Raw genomic sequence first — 19,982 nt, 5'->3', positions numbered from 1 at the left:
ACACACCTCTGACGAAACCGCCCTCCTGCAAAGGACGGCGGTTTTTTCGTGCCCGCTTCAATCCCGGGCCAGCGCCTCGATCGGATCGAGCCGCGACGCATTGCGTGCCGGCACAAAGCCGAACACGATGCCGATCAGGGTCGAGCAGATCACGGCAGTCAACACGGAAGTCAGCGAGAACACCATTTCCCATTCCTTGATGAACAGCGAGAACAGGTGGCCGATGGCATAACTCAACGAGATACCGATGGCGCCACCGAGCAGGCAGACCATCACCGCCTCCACCAGAAACTGCTGGCGGATGTCCGACTGCCGCGCCCCGACCGCCATGCGGATACCGATCTCACGGGTACGCTCGGTGACCGACACCAGCATGATGTTCATCACGCCGATACCGCCCACCACCAGCGAAATCACCGCAATCAGCGACAGCAGCAAGGCCAGTGAGCGGCTGGTTTTCTGCACGGTCTGCATCACGCTGTCGAGGTTGTTGGTGAAGAAGTCCTTGGTGCCGTGGCGCTGCAGCATCAGTTTGTTGACGTTGTCTTCCACTACCTTGCTCGGCTGACCGTCCTTGATCCGCACACTGATGCTGTCCAGGTAACGCTGGCCCAACAGTCGGCCGGCGGCGGTTTCATAAGGCACCCAGACATTGAGCGACTTGCTCGACGAGAAGATGTTTTTGTTTTCCGCCGCCACACCGATCACGGTACACGGCAAATTGCCGATCAGGATCACCTGCCCCAGCGGGTCGACGCCCTCGCCGAACAACCGATGCCGGGTGTTGTGATCGATCACCACCACCTGCGCCTGACGCCGGGCATCGCTTTCGCTGAACGGAATGCCTGACTCCATCTTGATTCCGCGCACCTGGAAATACAGATCGCTGACGCCGTTGACCTGCGCATCGAGGTCGATATTGCGATAGCGCAGCAACAGATTGCGCCCGACCACCGGCGTAGCGCTGTCGACGTAGTAGAGCTGATTGAGAGCGGTCACATCCGCCGGCACCAGGGTTTCGATGGCCGCCGAGCGACTGTCACCGAAACTGGTGCCGGAATAGATATCGATGGTGTTGCTGCCAATGGCCTGAATGTCTTTCAGCACGTAGCGCTTGGCCCCTTCACCGATGGCCGAAATCGACACCACCGAGGTGATGCCGATAACGATCCCGAGCATGGTCAGCAAGGTGCGCATCCGATGGGAGATCAGTGCGACCCAGGCCATATTGAACGCTTCCTTGAACAAGCCGAAACTGGCCACCAGACGTCGTGCCGCACCGGATTTGCGCGACACCGCGTCTTCGTTGGTCAGTGCCGTGGTGTCGCGCTCGTTGCGGCGGTCGCTGAGGATTTCGCCGTCGCTGACTTCGATGATGCGTTCAGCGTTGGCGGCGACCTTGGGGTCGTGAGTCACCAGGATCACCGTGTGCCCGGCGGCGTGCAGCTCCAGCAGAATGCGCATCACCTCCTTGCCGCTGGTGGTATCGAGGGCGCCGGTGGGCTCGTCGGCGAGGATCACTTCACCGCCGTTCATCAAGGCCCGGGCGATACTCACCCGCTGCTGCTGGCCACCCGACAGCTGGCTGGGGCGGTGCGTCAGGTGCCCTTCCAGCCCCAGGCGTGCCAACAGCTCACGGGCCCGGGCGTGGCGCTGCGGCTCTGGCGTGCCGGCGTAGATCGCCGGCATTTCGACGTTGTGCATCGCGCTCAGATGCGGCAGCAAGTGATAGCGCTGGAAGATGAAGCCGAAATAGTCGCGGCGCAGTTCGGCCAGCGCCTGATTGTCCAGATCCCGGGTTTCCCGGCCGTTGATCTTGTAGCTGCCGGCCGTGGCGTAGTCGAGGCAGCCGAGGATGTTCATCAGAGTCGATTTGCCGGAGCCCGAGGCACCGATGATCGCCACCATTTCCCCGGCATGGATCGTCAGGTCGATATTCTTCAGCGCCAGGAATTCACGGTCGCCCGCAGTGAAACTGCGGCTGATGCCGGTCAGTTGCAGCAGAGGTTCGGTCATGCTCATGCCCCTGCCACTTTCGCCACCGGATCACCGATCACCACCCGGTCGCCTTCGGCCAGACCGTCGTTGACCTGCACCTTGACGTTGTTGTTGATCCCGGTCTGCACATTGCGCGACTGCGCCTGCCCCTTGGCGTCCAGCACCCGCACCGGGAAGCTGCCGTCGTTGTTGCGCGGACCGAGTGCCGCCACCGGAATCGTCAGCACCGACTTGGCGGTGTCGAGCACCACGCGTACCTGCGCCGTCATGGAAATACGCAGACGATGATCCGGGTTGGGCACCTCGAACAGTGCGTTGTAGAACACTGCCGTGTTCTGTTTCGGCGTGCCGGCGGGCGGGGTTTCCAGAAAGTTCTGCGGTGCGGGCTCAGTGCCGCGCAGCTTGCCGTAATAACGCTTGTCCTCACCCAGTATGGTGAAATACACCTCCTGCCCCGGCGCGATGTGAATGACGTCCGCCTCCGACACCTGAGCCTTGACGGTCATGGTGTCCAGGTCCGCCAGTTTCAACAGGATCGGCGCCAGTTGGTTGGCGATCACGGTCTGGCCTTCCTGGGTGACGATACCCACCACGTCGCCGTCGATGGGCGCGACGATCCGCGTGTAGGCCAGATTGACCTTGGCGGTGTCGATCTGGATGTGCGCGCTCTTGATCTGCGCATCCAGCGACAACAGGTTGGCCTGCTGCACCTCGTAGTTCGATTGCGCGGTTTCAAAATCCTGCCGCGAGATCGACGCGTCCTCTTGCAGGTTCTGATAGCGCTCGTAGATTGCCTTGGTCTGCCGGAGTTGAGCCTGAGTCGCCCGACGCTGGGCTTGCAGGTTTTCCTCGTCGACCTGCGCCTGACGCAAGGTGTTCTGCAGCACCAGCGGGTCGATTTCCGCCAGCCACTGGCCCTTCTTGACCTTGTCGCCGACCTTGACCTTGAGCGACTTCAACTGCCCCGAGACCTGGGCACCGACGTCCACCTGCTTGATGCCTTCCAGCAATCCGGTGGCCAGCACCGCGTTTTCAATGTCACCGCGTTCAACCGTGGCGGTCAGGTACTGCGGTGCTTCAGCCGGTGCCTGCACCGTGTAGAACACCAACCCGGCCACAAGCGTCAACGCGATTCCCAGACCGACTTTGCGCAACTTCGACTGTTCCATAAATGACCACAATTCCGTTCAGGGTTGAGCCCGGCCAGCGGCCGGGTTCCAGGATAAAAACTTCAATCAGGACAACACTTGACCCGCCGCCACCGTCAGCCCGTCATGCCACCACGCCGCGAGACTGAAGACGTTGGGCGCCTTGAGGATCGTGAAGTGGTTGCCGGGGCCGTACCACACCGCCAGATCCCGGGCCTCGCGCTGCCAGCCTTCGAGCATCGCTGCCTGTTCGCGCTGGTTGCCCGAGGCGTCCAGTGTCGGATCGTCCACCAGCGCCAGACGCACCGGCCCGGTGTAGGCCAGCGCCGGCTGATAGACCGTGCGCAGCGCCGTGGCGAAGGTGCGCACCGGGCCCTGCATCGCGTCAGCTGACGAGCGTTCGGACAGCACGCCGGCATGCACCATGCCGTCATGCAGCAGACGCATTTGCGTAGCGTCATCGGCTTCGGCGAAGGCCAGTGCATCGATGCCCAAAGACTTGCCGCTGGACAGTTGCAGCGACTCGATCAGTCGCAACAACGCCGCCGTCGTGGTGTAAGGCTTGCCCACGACGCTGTTGCCACCCGGCGATTCGCTGTCGATCAGGGTCAGGGATGCCACCTCGCGCCCCACCGCCTGCAACTGCGCCGCCATGGCGTAGGCCACCCAGCCACCGAACGAATGCCCGATCAGGTGCACCGGTCCTTGCGGATACAACTGCTCAAGTGCCCGCAGGTAGAACGTGGCCGCACTTTCGACCCGGCTGTGGGGCACGGTCGCACCGTCGAGGCCTCGGGGTTGCAGCCCGTAAATCGGCCACTCCGGCCCCAGCGCCTCGGTCAGGTGGATGAACCCGGTGACACTGTCGCCGGCCCCCGGCACACAGAAAATCGGCGCATGCCCGGCGTGACCGGTCTGGATCGTCAACAGCGGCTGATACGCCCGGGATTCGATCACTGCCGACGCCTGAACTGCCTGACTGAGCGACTGACCAAGCACCTGCACATGTGGCGCCTGCATCATGCTCTGGTGATCGCCCGGCACGTCGATGCAGTGCAGGAGCGTGGCCGGCACTTCATCCGACCAGCCCAGAGTCGGGTGACGACGAGACAGCTCCGTCGGATGCTCCTGCGCCCGGAACAGATGCAACGGCAAGCCCAATGGATTGATCCGGTAATGCGCCAGCGCATGCCCGTGGGCGACCTCGCGGTCGAGGTAATGCCAAAGGTCTTGCGGCGCGGCGGCGGCCATCTCCGGATGCAGCAATTGCTGGTCCCGGCAGCGCTGCAACAGCAACTGGAAGTCAATCTGCTCCAGTTCGGTCTGCAACAGCGCCAGATGCGCCAGTGCGGCTTGCCCCGCGTCACCAAGAGAGGCCCGGTACATCGTGCAGTGCTGCAACAACTGACGCTTGTGCGCATGTTCGTCGCTCCAGCGCGCCTTGCCCTGATCGGTCAGGCGCGGCACGAAACTGTCGATCAGGCCAACGAACGCCACCGTCTCATCCATGCCAAGCAACTGCATTGCCACTTCGTAGGCCAACACCCCGCCGAACGACCAGCCGGCCAGACGATAAGGCCCCTGTGGCTGCACCGAACGGATGATCTCCACCATGCGCGCCGCCAGGCATTCCATGGTGCGCAGCTGTGCCTGGCCGAACGGGATGCCCGGCAGGCCGTAGATCGGGAAATCGCCCTCGATGTGCAGGCCCAGCGCCGGGAAGTACGCGTCCATCCCGCTGAACTCATGCATCAGGAACAGCGGCGAGCCTGCCCCACCGGCCCGCACCACGACCAGTCCGTCATCCTGTTGTTCTGCACCGGTGCGCTGGCCGAGCAACGTGCCGAGCGACTCGATGCTGGCGTGCTGGAACAGCTCGGCCAGCGTCACTTCCAGCCCGTTCTGTTGCATCAGGTTGACCAGACGAATAGCCAATAGCGAATGGCCGCCGAGTTCGAAGAAGTTGTCGTGACGACCCACCTGCTCGACCTGCAACACCTCGGCCCACAACTGAGCCAAAGTCTCTTCCAGCGGATTGGCCGGGGCCTCATAGGCGCGGCTGAGCAGCGCGTCCTGCGCCGGGATCGGCAACGCCTTGCGATCCACCTTGCCGTTGTTGTTCAGCGGCAACGCATCGAGCTGCACCCAGGCCGAGGGCACCATGTATTCCGGCAGGCGTGCCTGCAATTGGCTGCGTAAAGCAGTGCTGTCGACGCCCTCTTCGGCGGTGAAATACGCCACCAGACGCAGCGGTTCCTGGCCGTCCTGACGGGCCAGCACGATGGCTTCCTTCACCCCTTCGCAGTTCAGCAGGCGGTTTTCGATTTCCCCCAGTTCGATGCGGAAACCACGGATTTTCACCTGATCGTCGTTGCGGCCGATGCACTCCAGTTGCCCCGGTGCCAGCCAGCGTGCGAGGTCGCCGGTGCGGTACAGCAACGCACCCGGTTGATCGCCGAACGGATCTTGCAGGAATTTTTCGGCGGTCAGGTCCGGGCGATTCAAATAGCCCAGCGCCACACCTTGCCCACCGATGTACAGCTCACCGGTCACGCCCATCGGCACCGGCTGCTGACGGGCGTCGAGTACGTAGACCTGGGTGTTGGAGATCGGGCCGCCAATCGGCACGCTGTCGGCATCGTCCGCCACTTCGCGCACTTCGAACGTCGTGGCGTAAGTCGTGGTTTCGGTCGGGCCGTAGCAGTGGACGATGCGCAGATTCGGCGCCTCGGCCAGCAAGCGGCGGAAGGCCGCTGGATCGGCGCGTTCGCCACCACACAGCACGATGCGCAAGCTTTTAAGGGCTTCGGGGATCAACTGCACGTACTGGTTGAACAGCGCGGTGGTGACAAACAGGATCGTGGCACCGGTGTTGGCCAGTTCACGTCCGAAGGCTTGCGGATCAAGCAAGGTCGCGTGATCGATGACTACCACTCGACCGCCATTGAGCAGCGGCCCCCAGACATCCATCGTGCTGGCGTCGAACGCCGGGTTGGAAGCGAATGCCACGCGATCCTGCGGGTTGAAATCCGCATAGCCGTTGTTGATCACCAACCGGCCAATCGCCCGGTGCGGCACCATCACACCCTTCGGTGTGCCGGTGGAACCGGAGGTGTACATGATGTAGGCCAGGGACTCGGAAGACTGCGGCAAATCCGGGTTGTGAACCGGTTGTGCGTCCAACGACAGCAAATCCAGATCAATCCGGCGCACAGCGTAATCAGCCGTTTCAGTGCTCAAGGTCAACAGCGCTTTCGCCCCGCAGTCCTCGACCATGAACGCCTGACGTTCAGCCGGCGCATTGATGTCCAGCGGCACATAAGCCGCCGCACATTTGCCGATGGCCAGTTGTGCGATCAACAGATCTAGCGAACGCGGCAGCAGGATCGCCACATGGTCGCCCGGTTGCACGCCCTGTCCGATCAAGTAATGGGCCAGGCGATTGGCCCGTTGATTCAACTCTTCATAAGTCAACGCCGCGCGGCCATGCACCACCGCCACCGCTTGCGGTTGCTTCGTCACCTGCTGTTCGAACAGACGATGAACCGTCAACGTCGCCGGGTAATCCCGTTGAGTGGCGTTGAACTCGACCAGCAGTTGCCGCCGCTCATCCCGCGGCAGGATCGACAACTGATCGATGCCCAGTTGCGGCGTCCGCTCCAGCGCCTGCAACAAGCTGTCGACCGCAAGATCCATGTAGTCGCAGATCCGCTCGGCGTCGATCCCGGACATGGTCAACGCAGTCAGGCTGAAGTCTTCGCCCAGATCATCGACGCTCAGGCTCAGGCGGTAGTTGCTGTGTTCTTCGGCATCGAGCAACTGCATGCCCTGCCATGCCGCAACGACTTCATCGGACGGCGTGCCCCCGCCACCACTGTGGCGGTAATTGAACAACGCATTGAACAGCGGTACCCCCGGCGCCATGGCGCTGCAACGTTGCACCAGCGCCAGCGGCGCGTGTTCGTGATGCAGCAAGCGGTTCAAGCGCTGATGGGTCGCCAACGCGGCTTCTTTCACCGTTTGCCCGTCCAGATCGATGCGCAGCGGCAGCGTGTTGATGAACACGCCCAGCGCCCGCTCGGCGCCTTCACCACCGTGTAACCGTCCGAGCATTACGGTGCCGAACACCACGTTTTCACGCCCCGACAGTTGCCCCAGCACGCTGGCCCAGGCCAGGTGCATCAGGCTGGCAGCGCTGATGCCCAGACGCCTGGCCTTGGCCCTGACCCGTTGGCTCAACGCGGTGCTCAGCAGCCGCTGCGCATGCCCGTTGCCACTGTCCGCAACACTGCCCTGGCCATACGGCAGGGTCGGCTCGTCGATATCGCCGAGCATGTCGCGGAAGAACGTCTCATGTTCCTCCTCGCTCAACCCCGAGCGAGTACGGGCGACATAGGTGCGATACGGCACCGGTTCGGCCAGCTGCCGCAACTGGCCGAGCAGGACCGACTGCATCTCGTGGCGCAGCACCTCCAGCGCAATGTGGTCCATGACCAGGTGATGGAACAGCAGCAGCGCCACCACACGCCGATTGACCGCGTCCCAGCTGTGCACCACGCGCATCAGCGGCGCCTGAGTGACGGCCATGCGGTAGTGCCGGGTATCGAACCGGCTGCGCAACTGGCTCAATGCATCCGTTTCACTCTCGTCCAGCTCCACCGTTTCACACACCAGCGACGCCTGACGCCAGACCACTTGCACCGGTTCCTCCAGCCCGTCCCAGAACAGCGACGTGCGCAGGATGTCATGGCGTTCGATCACGGCCTGCAAGGCTTCGGCGAACACCCGCAGACGGGATTCATCGGCGAACGCGAATTGCGCCTGCAACACATACGGATCGCCCTGGGGTGCCGACAAGTGGTGGAACAGGATGCCGGCCTGCAACGGCGCCAGCGGGTAAATGTCCTGCACGTTCGCGGCGCCGCCGGGAATGCTGGCGACGATACGGTCGATGGCGAGCTGATCCAGTGCAACCAGTGGCAGCATGTCAGCGGTGATGTGTTTACAGTCCGGCGCAATCCGGTTGGCCGGGATTTCAGCCTCCATCTCATCGCCGACCGCAGCGGCCAGAGCGGCGAGCGTCGGCTGGCTGAACAGCACACGCACATCGGCCGTCAGCCCGACATGGCGCATCCGCGCCACCAGATTGACCGCCATCAGCGAATGTCCGCCCAGTTCGAAGAAGTTGTCGTGGCGCCCTACCCGCTCCACCTTGAGCAGTTCGGCCCACAACCCTGCGAGGAGAATTTCCACCTCGCCAACCGGCGCTTCGTACTCGCGAGTGATGACCGAAGCCTGATCCGGCACCGGCAAGGCCTTGCGGTCGAGCTTGCCGTTCGGACTCAGCGGCAGCGCATCGAGATGCACGAACACCGCCGGCACCATGTAATCCGGCAGGTGTTCCAGCAGATGACCGCGCAACACGTCGATTTCCAGTCGGGCGCCGGTGTAGTAAGCGACCAAACGCTTGTCTCCCGGCACGTCTTCGCGAGCCAGTACCGCAGCTTCCTGCACACCGCCGATGTCGGTCAGGCGGGACTGGATTTCACCCAGTTCGATGCGCAGGCCACGGATCTTCACCTGATCGTCGTTACGGCCCAGGTATTCGATGTTGCCGTCGGCCAGATAACGGGCGACGTCGCCGGTGCGGTACAGGCGGCCATTGGGCTGGAACGGGTCGTTGAGGAACCGCTCAGCGCTCAACTCAGGACGGTTCAGATAACCCCGAGCAACCTGCACGCCACCGATGTACAGCTCGCCGACCACACCTTGCGGCACCGGTTGTTGCTGGGCGTCGAGGATGTACATGCGGGTGTTGGCGATCGGCTTGCCGATTGGCGTGTTGTCCGGCGTGGTGTCGACAGGTCCGGCGCAATCCCACGCTGTGACGTCCACGGCCGCTTCGGTCGGGCCGTAGAGGTTGTGCAAACCACTGCCCGGCAATTGCTGCTTGAAGCGCCGCACCAGACTGCCCGGCAGCGCTTCACCGCTGCACATCACCTGACGCAAACCATGACAACGCGCGCTGTCGCCATGGGCGAGAAACACGTCGAGCATCGACGGCACGAAGTGCAGCGTGGTGATGCGTTCTTGCTCGATCACTTCGCTCAGGTACAGCGGATCCTTGTGACCGCCGGGACGGGCCATCACCAACCGGGCGCCAGTCATCAGTGGCCAGAAGAACTCCCACACCGAGACGTCGAAGCTGAACGGTGTTTTCTGCAGGACTGAATCTTCGGAGGTCAGGCGATAAGCGTCCTGCATCCACAGCAAGCGGTTGACTACCCCGCTGTGCTCGTTGATCACGCCTTTTGGCTGGCCGGTGGAACCTGAGGTGTAGATCACGTAGGCCGTGTGTTGCGGGGTCAGCCCATCGACGGAAAGCTTATCCGCCGACAACGATTGCCAGGTGTCGTGATCCAGATCGACCACCGGCACCGACACTTCGCCCAACAAGGCGCGGGTCGAGCCTTGCACCAACACTGCCGAAGGTGCGCTGTCCTCCAGCATGTAGGCCAGCCGCTCCAGCGGATACGCCGGATCCAGCGGCACATAACCGCCGCCAGCCTTCAAAATGGCCAGCAACCCGACCACCATTTCCAGCCCGCGCTCGACACAGATCGCCACTCGTGCATCCGGGCCAACGCCCAGACCGCGCAAGTGATGGGCCAGACGATTGGCCCGAGCATTCAGCTCGGCATAGCTCAGTCGCTGCTCACCGGAAAGCACCGCCACAGCCTGCGGCGTGCGCAAGACCTGCGCCTCGAACAGACCGTGAATGCTTTGCTGAAGGTTGTAATCAACGTCAGTGGCATTGAAGCGGTGCAGCAAATGCCGGCGCTCATCCTCCGCCAGCACATCGACCTGCTCCAGCAACGCCTGATCATTGCTGACCATGGCGTGCAGCAATTGCTGCAAGTAACCGGCATAACGCTGAACCGTCGATTCATCGAACAGCGCCGTGGCGTATTCCAGCGAACCCCGGATCACGCCCTGGGCCTCGCCCAATGTCAGCGACAGGTCGAACTTGGCAAAGTGGCTCGGCTCGGCCACGCCTTCCAGTGTCAGATCACCGAGGGCCAGCGTTGCGCCGCTGCCGCTGTCCCAGCTCAACAGCGTCTGGAACAACGGACTATGGGACAGGCTGCGCACCGGGCGGGTGATTTCCACCACTTGTTCGAACGGCAGATCCTGATGGGCCTGGGCTTCGAGGGTGCGGGCCTTGACCCGGGCCAGCAATGCCTCGACGGTGAGCGCGCCCGAAGTGTCGATGCGCACGGCGAGCGTGTTGACGAACAGTCCGATCAACCCTTCTATTTCCGCCCGGTTACGGTTGGCGACCGGCGAACCGATCACCACATCCGACTGCCCGGACAAGCGACCGAGCAACATCGCCCAGGCGCTCATCACCGCCATGTACGGCGTCACGCCGTGGCGTTGGCACAGCGCCTTGAGGTCTGCGCTCAAACGCTCATCCAGCCGGATGTCGACACTGCTGCCGGCATAATCCTGCAAGGCTGGGCGTGGGCGGTCGGTCGGCAGCATCAGCAAGGCCGGCGCTCCGGCCAGTGCCTGTTGCCAGTAATCGCTCTGACGCTGCAAGACTTCACCGCTCAACCAGCGGCGCTGCCACACGGCGTAGTCGCTGTACTGCAACGCCAGCGGCGGCAGCGGATCGCCCTCGCCGTGGCTGAACGCCTGGTACAGCGCCATCAGTTCGCGGGTCAGCACACCCATCGACCAGCCATCGGAGACGATGTGGTGCAGGGTCAGCAGCAACACATGATGATCATCGGCCAGTCGCACCAGACGCCCGCGAATCAGCGGATCGTCCTGCAAATCGAACGGCCCAGAGGCTTCACCCTGAATCAGCGCGAGCAAGGCATCGTCGGCCTGCGAGTGCCGGCGCAAGTCCTCGACCCGCAGCAGCACACCGCTGTCGAGCGGCGCGATCAGCACCTGGGCTTCATCGTTGAACTGGGCGAAGCGGCTGCGCAGGGTTTCGTGACGTTCGACGATCCGCACCAATGCCCGTTGCAGGGCCGCTTCGTCGAGTCGACCGCGCAGGCGCAGACCGAGGGGAATGTTGTAGGCGGTGTTTGCGCCTTCCAGTTGCGCCATGAACCACAACCGTTGCTGGGCAAACGACAACGGCAGCGTGCCGTCACGCGGCGCCGGCATGATCGCCGGTTGCGTGCAGCGTCCGGCCTGGGCCAGCACCTCGGCGACAGCGGCGAGCTCGGCGTTGGCAAACAGTTCGGCGAGGGTCAGTTCCACCCCGAGCCGCTGGCGAACCTGAGACAGCATGCGCATCGCCAGCAGCGAGTGGCCGCCCAGTTCAAAGAAATGATCCTGCCGTCCGACCTGCTCGACCTGCAGCACCTCGGCCCAGATCTGCGCCAGGGTGGTTTCCAGTTCACCTTGCGGCGCCTGATAGTCGCGGGTGAACAAGGCGCTGCGATCCGGCACCGGCAAGGCCTTGCGATCGACCTTGCCGTTGGCGGTCAGCGGCAGCGCATCGAGTCTGACGAAGGCCGCCGGCACCATGTATTCCGGCAGTTGACCGAGCAGATGTGCCCTCAGGTCGGACACCGCCAGCGCTTCGCACTGCGCCTGTTCAGTGAAATACGCCACCAGTCGCACCTGCCCGGGTTCGTCTTCGCGGGCCACCAGTACGGCTTCCTGGATGCCGGGCAACTGATTGAGGCGAGTTTCGATTTCCCCCAGCTCGACGCGCACACCACGGATTTTCACTTGATCGTCGTTGCGCCCCAGGTACTCGATGGAACCGTCGGCGCGCCAGCGCGCCAGGTCGCCAGTGCGGTACATGCGACCGTGGTTGAACGGGTCGCGCAGGAAGCGTTCTTCGGTCAGATCAGGTCGATTGAGGTAACCCCGGGCTACACCGGCGCCGCCCACATACAGCTCTCCGGCCACACCAACCGGCACCGGACGCTGCTGTTCATCGAGCAGGTACACCGTCGCGTTGGCGATCGGTTTACCGATGTGCAGCGCCTGCCCCGCCTCGACGATTCCCGAAGTGGCCACCACGGTAGCCTCGGTCGGGCCGTAGTTGTTGACCACATCAAAGGACTGCTGACGATTGAACTGACGCAGACGGTCGCCGCCAATCAGCAGTGTGCGCAGGGTCGGGTGTTCGAGGCTCTGGCTGAACGCGTATTCGGCCACCGGTGTCGGCAGGAAGCTCACGTCCAGCGGCTGCGCGCGCCACCAGTCGAGCAACGCATCCACGTCTTCGCTGCCATCGCGGGCCGGCGCCAGGTGCAGGGTCGCGCCAGCGCACAGGGCCGGCCAGACTTCCCAGGCCATGGCGTCGAAACCGAATCCCGCAAGGCTCGACGTGTGGCGACCGGCGCACAGATCGAACGCCTTGCAGTGCCAGTCGACGAGGTTGCTCAAGGTGTGGTGTTCGACCATCACGCCCTTGGGCAGGCCGGTGGAGCCCGAGGTGTAGATGACATAGGCCAGGTGTTCGGCAGTCAGATCCGGCATCTGTGGATTACCGGTCTCGGTGTCCGGCCAGGCCTGCAAATCGATGTCGATCACCGGCACGTCCAGCGCCGGCAGTCGTTCACGCAAATCACTCAGGCAGAGCACCGCCACGGGCGCACTGTCGCTCAGCAGGTAGTTCAAACGCTCCGCCGGGTGCGCCGGATCCACCGGCACATAACCGGCGCCGGCCTTGAGAATGGCCACCAGCCCGACCAGCGTTTCCAGCCCGCGCCGGGCGACGATGGCCACGCGATCATCAGGGCGAACGCCCAGCCCGATCAGGTGATGAGCCAAGGTGTTGGCCTGCCGGTTCAGCTCGGCAAAGGTCAACGCCTGCCTCTGACAGACTGCCGCGACCGCTTCGGGCCGCTCGATCACTTGCGTCTCGAATCGCTGCGCAATGGTCAGCCCCGACACAAACTCCGCATGGGTGTCGTTGAACGTAACCAGCAATTGTTCACGCTCGTGAGCCTGAACCATCTCGAGCTGTTCCAGCTGCGCCTGATCATTGGCGACCATCGCGTGCAGCAACTGCTCGAAGTAGCCGACATAACGCTGGATCGTCGATTCATCGAACAGCGCCGTGGCGTATTCCAGCACGCCGCGAATGCCGTCGCGGGTTTCGCCCAATGTCAGCGACAGGTCGAACTTGGCGAAGCGGGTCGGACCGGCCACGTTTTCCAGCGCCATCTCCCCCAGTTCCAGCGCCGGCCCGACGCTGTTTTCCCAGCTCAGGGTGGTCTGGAACAACGGACTGTGGGACAGGCTGCGCGCCGGCCGGGTGACTTCCACCACCTGCTCGAACGGCAGGTCCTGATGGGCCTGCGCTTGCAACGTCAACGTCTTGACCCGGGCCAGCAGCGCCTCGACGCTGAGCCCGCCGGAGGTGTCGATGCGCAGGGCCAGGGTATTGATGAACAAGCCGATCAGCCCTTCGATTTCCGCGCGACCACGGTTGGCAACCGGCGAGCCGATCACAACGTCCGACTGGCCGGACAAGCGACTGAGCAACAGGGCCCAGGCGCTCACCATCGTCATGTACATCGTCACGCCATGGCGCTGGCTCAGGGCCTTAAGGCCGGCGCTCAGCGGTTCGTCCAGCCGGAACTCGACACTGCTGCCGGTGTAATCCTGCTGCGCCGGACGCGGACGGTCGGTCGGCAGCACCAGCAAGGTCGGGGCCCCGGCGAGGGTTTGCTGCCAGTAATCGCTCTGTTGTTGCAGCACTTCGCCGCTCAACCAGCGGCGTTGCCAGATCGCGTAGTCGGCATATTGCAGCGCCAGTGGCGGCAGCGGATCGGCCTCACCCTGGCTGAACGCTTGATACAGCGCCATCAGTTCACGGGTCAGCACGCCCATCGACCAGCCGTCGGAAATGATGTGGTGCAGGGTCAACAGCAACACATGGTGATCGTCGGCCAGCCGCACCAGACATCCGCGAATCAACGGATCGTTCTGCAAGTCGAACGGGGTCGAGGCCTGTTCACGGATCAACGCCTGCATGGCGTCGTCGGCGTGCGGATGCTGACGCAGATCCTCGACCCGCAGCAGCACGCCGCTGTCCACCGGCGCAATCATCACCTGCACGTCATCGTCGTGCGGGACGAAACGGCTGCGCAGGGTTTCGTGGCGGTCGATGATCCGCGCCAGTGACCGTTGCAGCGCCGCCTCGTCGAGATGACCGCGCAAACGCAGGCCCAGCGGGATGTTGTAGGCGGTGTTGACCCCTTCCATCCGCGCCAGAAACCACAGCCGCTGCTGGGCGAACGACAGCGGCAGCGCGCCGTCCCGTGGCACCGGCAACATGGCCGGTTGCGAGCTGCGCCCGGCCTGGGCCAGCACTTCGGCGACCGCTGCCAGTTCGGCATTGGCAAACAAGTCGCTCAGGGCCAGTTCGACGCCCAGACGTTGGCGAACCTGGGACACCATGCGCATCGCCAGCAACGAGTGGCCACCCAGTTCGAAGAAGTGATCCCGGCGCCCGACCTGCCCGACCTGCAGCACTTCGCCCCAGATCCGTGCGAGCGCGATTTCCAGCTCGCCGTGCGGTGCTTCGTAATGGCGGGTGAACAACGCCGCGCGATCCGGCGCTGGCAGGGCCTTGCGGTCGACCTTGCCGTTGGCGGTCAGCGGCAATGCGTCCAGTCGCACGAAGGCCGCTGGCACCATGTACTCGGGCAACTGCGCCAGCAGACAAGCGCGCAGCTCGGCCACCGGTTGCGGTTCGACCTGAGCCTGTTCGGTGTAATAGGCGACGAGGCGCGGCTGGCCGGGTTCGTCTTCACGGGCCAGCAACACCGCTTCCTGAATGCCGGGGAGCTGGTTGAGACGGGTTTCAATCTCGCCCAATTCGATGCGCACGCCGCGAATCTTCACCTGATCGTCGTTGCGGCCCAGGTATTCGAGGGTGCCGTCGTCCTGCCAGCGAGCCAGGTCACCGGTGCGGTACATGCGCCCGCCGTTGAACGGATCGTCGAGAAAGCGTTCGGCCGTCAGGTCCGGACGGTTCAGATAACCCCGGGCAACCCCGGCGCCACCGACATACAACTCCCCCGCTACGCCGATGGGCACCGGACGTTGCTGCTCATCCAGCAAATACACCGTGGCATTGCTCACCGGGCGACCGATGTGCAGCGTCTGCCCCGCTTCGACCTTGCCCGAGGTCGCCACCACCGTGGTTTCGGTCGGACCGTAATTGTTGATCACATCGAAATGCCGGTGACGGCTGAACTGCCGCAGGCGATCCCCGCCGATCAACAGTGTGCGCAAGGTCGGGTGTTCGAGGTTTTGACTGAAGGCATATTCGGCCACCGGCGTTGGCAGGAAGCTCACATCCAACGGTTGCGCACGCCACCAGTCGAGCAAGGCGTCGATGTCTTCGTTGCCATCGCGGGTCGGGGCCAGGTGCAGCGTCGCGCCGGCACACAGGGCGGGCCAGACTTCCCAGGCCATGGCGTCGAAGCCAAACCCGGCAAGGCTTGAAGTGTGACGACCGGCGCACAGATCGAACGCGCCGCAATGCCAGTCGACGAGGTTGGACAGGGTGCGGTGTTCGACCATCACGCCCTTGGGCAGACCGGTCGAGCCCGAGGTGTAGATCACGTAAGCCAGATGTCCGGCGGTCAAGTCCGGCACCTGCGGATCAAGGGCCAGGCTCAGTGGCCAGGTGCGGCGGTCGAGGTCGATCACCGGGACGTCCAGTGTCGGCAACCGATCACGCAGATCGCTCTGGGTCAGCACCACCGCCGGGGCACTGTCGCTGAGCAGGTAGCTCAGGCGCTCGGGCGGATGCGCCGGGTCAACCGGCACATAACCGGCCCCGGCCTTGAGAATCGCCAGCAGTCCCGCCAGCGTATCGAGCCCGCGGCGGGCGACGATGGCCACGCGATCATCAGGACGAACACCCAGGCTGATCAGATGATGGGCCAGGGCGTTGGCGTGCAGGTTCAGCTCGGCGTAGGTCACTTGTTCACCGAGGAACACCGCCGCCACCGCTTCCGGTCGTTCGATGACTTGCGCCTCGAAACGCTGATGAATCGTCAGCCCTTGCGGGTAGTCGGCCCGGGTGGCGTTGAAGTCGCGCAGGATCTGCTCGCGCTCCGCGTCCGGGAGGATCGACACCTGGCTGACCGGTGAATCCGGCGCCTGTTCCAGTGCGGACACCAGCCCGTTCAGGGCGCCGAGCATGTAATCGCACACCCGTTGCGGGTCGACTTCAGTGGTGGCGAGCAGGGTCAGGCTGAAGGCTTCGCCCAGGTCGTCGATACTCAGGGTCAGCGGATAGTTGGTGCGCTCTTCCGAGTGCAGGGTGGTAATGCCTTCCCATGCCGACAGGGTTTGTGCGCTGGCCGAAGCGGCGCCATGGCTGTGACGGTAATTGAGCAAGGCGCTGAACAGCGGCGTTGGCGCGGCCACGCTGCTGCAGCGCTGGGCCAGCGCCAGCGGCGCGTGTTCATGGCGCATCAAGGTGGTCAGGCGTGCGTGGGTCGCCTGCACGGCGCTGCGCACGCTCTGAGCATCGACGTCCACTCGCACCGGCAAGGTGTTGATGAAGATGCCCAGCGCCCGGTCGGTGGCTTCGGCACCTTGCAGACGCCCCATCAGTACCGTGCCGAACACCACGCGTTGCTTGCCGGCGAGCGTGGCCAGCACCTGCGCCCAGGCCAGGTGAAACAGACTGGCCGCGCTGACCCCGAGCTGCCGCGCCTGACCTCGCAGGCGTTGGCCCAAGGCCGGTTCGACCGGCACGCTCAGTTCGGTGATGCCGTGCCCGTCGCCCTGCACATCCTGCAAACCGAACGGCAAGGTCGGTTCGTCGATGTCGCCGAGCATGTCGCGGAAAAACACTTCGTGCTCGGCTTCGCTGACACCCAGCCGCGCCTGCGCCACGTAATCCCGAAACGCGACCGGCCGCCCCAGCAGATTGCCCTGCCCCGTGAGGAACGCACGCATCTCGTGACGCACCACGTCGAGCGCCGAGTGATCCAGCGCCATGTGATGGAACAGCAATGTCGCGACCACCCGTTGCCCGGCTTCGTCCCAGGCATGGGCCAGGCGCATCATCGGCGCCCGGCTTACATCCATGCGGAATTCCCGGGCATCGAAACGCTCGTGCAAGTACGCCAGCGCATCGCCTTCGGCATCGATCTGTTCCACCGGCAATGCGGCCTCACGCCAGACAACTTGTTGCGGTGTATCCAGCCCCTCCCAGACCACCGCCGTACGGAGGATGTCGTGGCGATCGATGACGGCCTGCAATGCCTCAATGAAGGCGTTCAACCGATCACGGTCAGCGAAAGCGAAATGCGCCTGCATCACATACGGATCACCCTGCGTTGCGCTGACATGGTGGTAAAGGATGCCTTCCTGCAACGGCGCCAGCGGGTAGATGTCCTGCACATTGGCCGCGCCGCCCGGTACATTGTCGACCAGACGGTCGATGGTCGCCTGATCGAGTTCGGCCAGGGTCAGCATCGCCGGTGTGATGCGCGTGGTGCCGGGTGCAATGCCATTGGCCGGCACGTCGACCTGACCGCTCTTGGTCGCTGAATATTGCCCGGCCTTGATCAGCTCGATCAGCGCCGGTTTGTGCTCGCGCAACAGCGCCAGCACTGCCGGATCGCTCAGCGCCTGTTTGTTGCCCTGAACGCGCAACTGGTCGTCGGTGACCGCCAACTGGATGTCTTTCGCTTTAAGTGTTGCCAACAGTTCGATCACGTTCACAGGACGATCTCCATTCTTTCCGTAATTGCGGCGTAACCGGCCAGGGTCGGTTGTTCGAACAACGCCCTGACCTCGGCTTCCATGCCTTCCTGACGTAACCGGCCGATCAGACTGACCGCCAGCAATGAGTGCCCGCCCAGTTCAAAAAAGTTGTCGTGGCGCCCTACCCGTTCCACGTTGAGCAGTTCGGCCCAGAGTCCGGCCAGCAGGATTTCCACCTCGCCGACCGGCGCTTCGTACTCGCGAGTGATCACCGAGGCCTGATCCGGCGCCGGCAAGGCCTTGCGGTCGAGCTTGCCGTTGGGGCTCAGCGGCAATGCATCGAGATGCACGAACACCGCCGGCACCATGTAATCCGGCAGGTGTTCCAGCAGATGACCGCGCAGCACGTCGATTTCCAACCGGGCGCCGGTGTAATAGGCCACCAGACGTTTGTCCCCCGGCACATCCTCGCGGGCCAGCACCGCCGCTTCCTGCACGCCACCTATGTCGGTCAGGCGGGACTGGATTTCACCCAGTTCGATACGCAGGCCACGGATCTTCACCTGATCGTCGTTACGGCCCAGGTATTCGATGTTGCCGTCGGCCAGGTAACGGGCGACGTCGCCGGTGCGGTACAGGCGGCCGTTTGGCTGGAACGGATCCTGAAGGAAACGTTCGGCACTCAGTTCTGGACGGTTCAGATAACCGCGCGCCACTTGCACACCACCGATGTACAGCTCGCCGACTACGCCTTGCGGCACCGGTTGCTGTTGGGCGTCGAGGATGTACATCCGGGTGTTGGCGATCGGTTTGCCGATCGGCGTGTTGTCCGGCGTTTGCTCCAGCGGACCAGAGCAATCCCACGCCGTGACGTCCACTGCCGCTTCGGTCGGGCCGTACAAGTTATGCAATCCAGTGTTCGGCAATTGCTGCTTGAAGCGCCGCACCAGACTGCCCGGCAAGGCCTCGCCGCTGCACATCACCTGACGCAAACCGTTGCAACGGGCTGTGTCGCCATGGGCGAGGAACACGTCGAGCATCGACGGTACAAAGTGCAGCGTGGTGATGCGTTCGCGTTCGATTATTTCGCTGAGGTACAGCGGATCCTTGTGACCGCCCGGACGAGCCATGACCAGTCGCGCGCCGGTCATCAACGGCCAGAAGAATTCCCACACCGAGACGTCGAAGCTGAATGGCGTCTTTTGCAGCACTGAATCTTCAGCCGTCAGGCGATAAGCGTCCTGCATCCACAGCAAGCGGTTGACCACCCCGCTGTGCTCGTTGATCACGCCTTTCGGCTGACCGGTCGAACCCGAGGTGTAGATCACGTAAGCCGTGTGTTGCGGAGTCAGCCCATCGACGTAAAGGTTATCCGCCGACAACGATTGCCAGGTGTCGTGACCCAGATCGACCACCGGCACCGCGACTTCACCCAGCAACGAGCGGGTCGAGCCCTGCACCAACACTGCCGACGGCGCACTGTCCTCCAGCATGTAGGCCAGCCGCTCCAGCGGATACGCCGGATCCAGCGGCACATAACCGCCGCCAGCCTTCAGAATCGCCAGCAACCCGACCACCATCTCCAGCCCGCGCTCGACGCAGATCGCCACCCGCGCATCCGGGCCAACGCCCAGTCCGCGCAAGTGATGGGCCAAGCGATTGGCCCGAGCATTCAGCTCGACATAACTCAGTTGCTGCTCGCCGGAAAGCACCGCCACAGCCTGTGGCGACCGCAAGACCTGCGCTTCGAACAGACCGTGAATGCTCTGCTGAAGGTCATAACCGACATCGGTCGCGTTGAAGTCGAACAACAGTCGCTGCCGCTCCGCCCCCTCAAGAACCGGCAAACGATTCATCGCCTGCGTCGGTGCCTGTTCCAGCGCCTCCACCAACGCCAGCAACGCCGTCTGCATGTAGCCGCAAATCCGCTGCGCGCCAATGTCCGCCGGCACCATGGCAATCAGCGAGAAGCCGTTGCCCAGGTCATCGACGTTCAGGCTCAGCGGGTAGTTGGTGCGCTCTTCGCTGCTCAGGGTCTCGATGCCTTGCCAGGCCTGAACCACGCTGTCCGCATGCTCGGCGCCGTGGCTGTGTCGATAGTTGAGCATCGCGCTGAAC

4 protein-coding genes (1 of these 4 only partly in view) are annotated in these 19,982 nt (G+C 63.6%); all 4 read right to left on the bottom strand.

The genetic code is table 11. The features are described 5' to 3' along the window. Positions 1–57 precede the first annotated feature (57 nt). Positions 58–2,016 carry a MacB family efflux pump subunit gene (locus AC07NR_RS20525; RefSeq protein WP_305836206.1) on the bottom strand — a complete coding sequence of 653 codons (1,959 nt, stop codon included), beginning with the start codon at positions 2,014–2,016 and terminating at the stop codon, positions 58–60. Positions 2,017–2,018: 2 nt separating this feature from the next. Then, the gene (gene macA, locus AC07NR_RS20520; RefSeq protein WP_119426608.1) at positions 2,019–3,167 is read right to left on the bottom strand and encodes a macrolide transporter subunit MacA; all 1,149 of its coding nucleotides are present in this window, start codon (positions 3,165–3,167) and stop codon (positions 2,019–2,021) included. Positions 3,168–3,233: 66 nt separating this feature from the next. Then, positions 3,234–17,882 (bottom strand): amino acid adenylation domain-containing protein, encoded by a 14,649-nt coding sequence (locus tag AC07NR_RS20515; protein WP_495079302.1) that lies wholly within the window; start codon positions 17,880–17,882, stop codon positions 3,234–3,236. Continuing rightward, positions 17,879–19,982: the end of an amino acid adenylation domain-containing protein gene (locus AC07NR_RS20510; RefSeq protein WP_495079301.1), read on the bottom strand. Its footprint extends 14,165 nt past the window's final position; only the last 2,104 of its 16,269 coding nucleotides appear in the window; the start codon falls outside the window, past its right edge; the stop codon is at positions 17,879–17,881. The genes AC07NR_RS20515 and AC07NR_RS20510 overlap by 4 nt, the downstream gene beginning before the upstream one ends.

Source organism: Pseudomonas sp. GW821-FHT09C09, from assembly GCF_059418105.1.
This window is presented reverse-complemented; position numbering and strand designations above follow the sequence as displayed.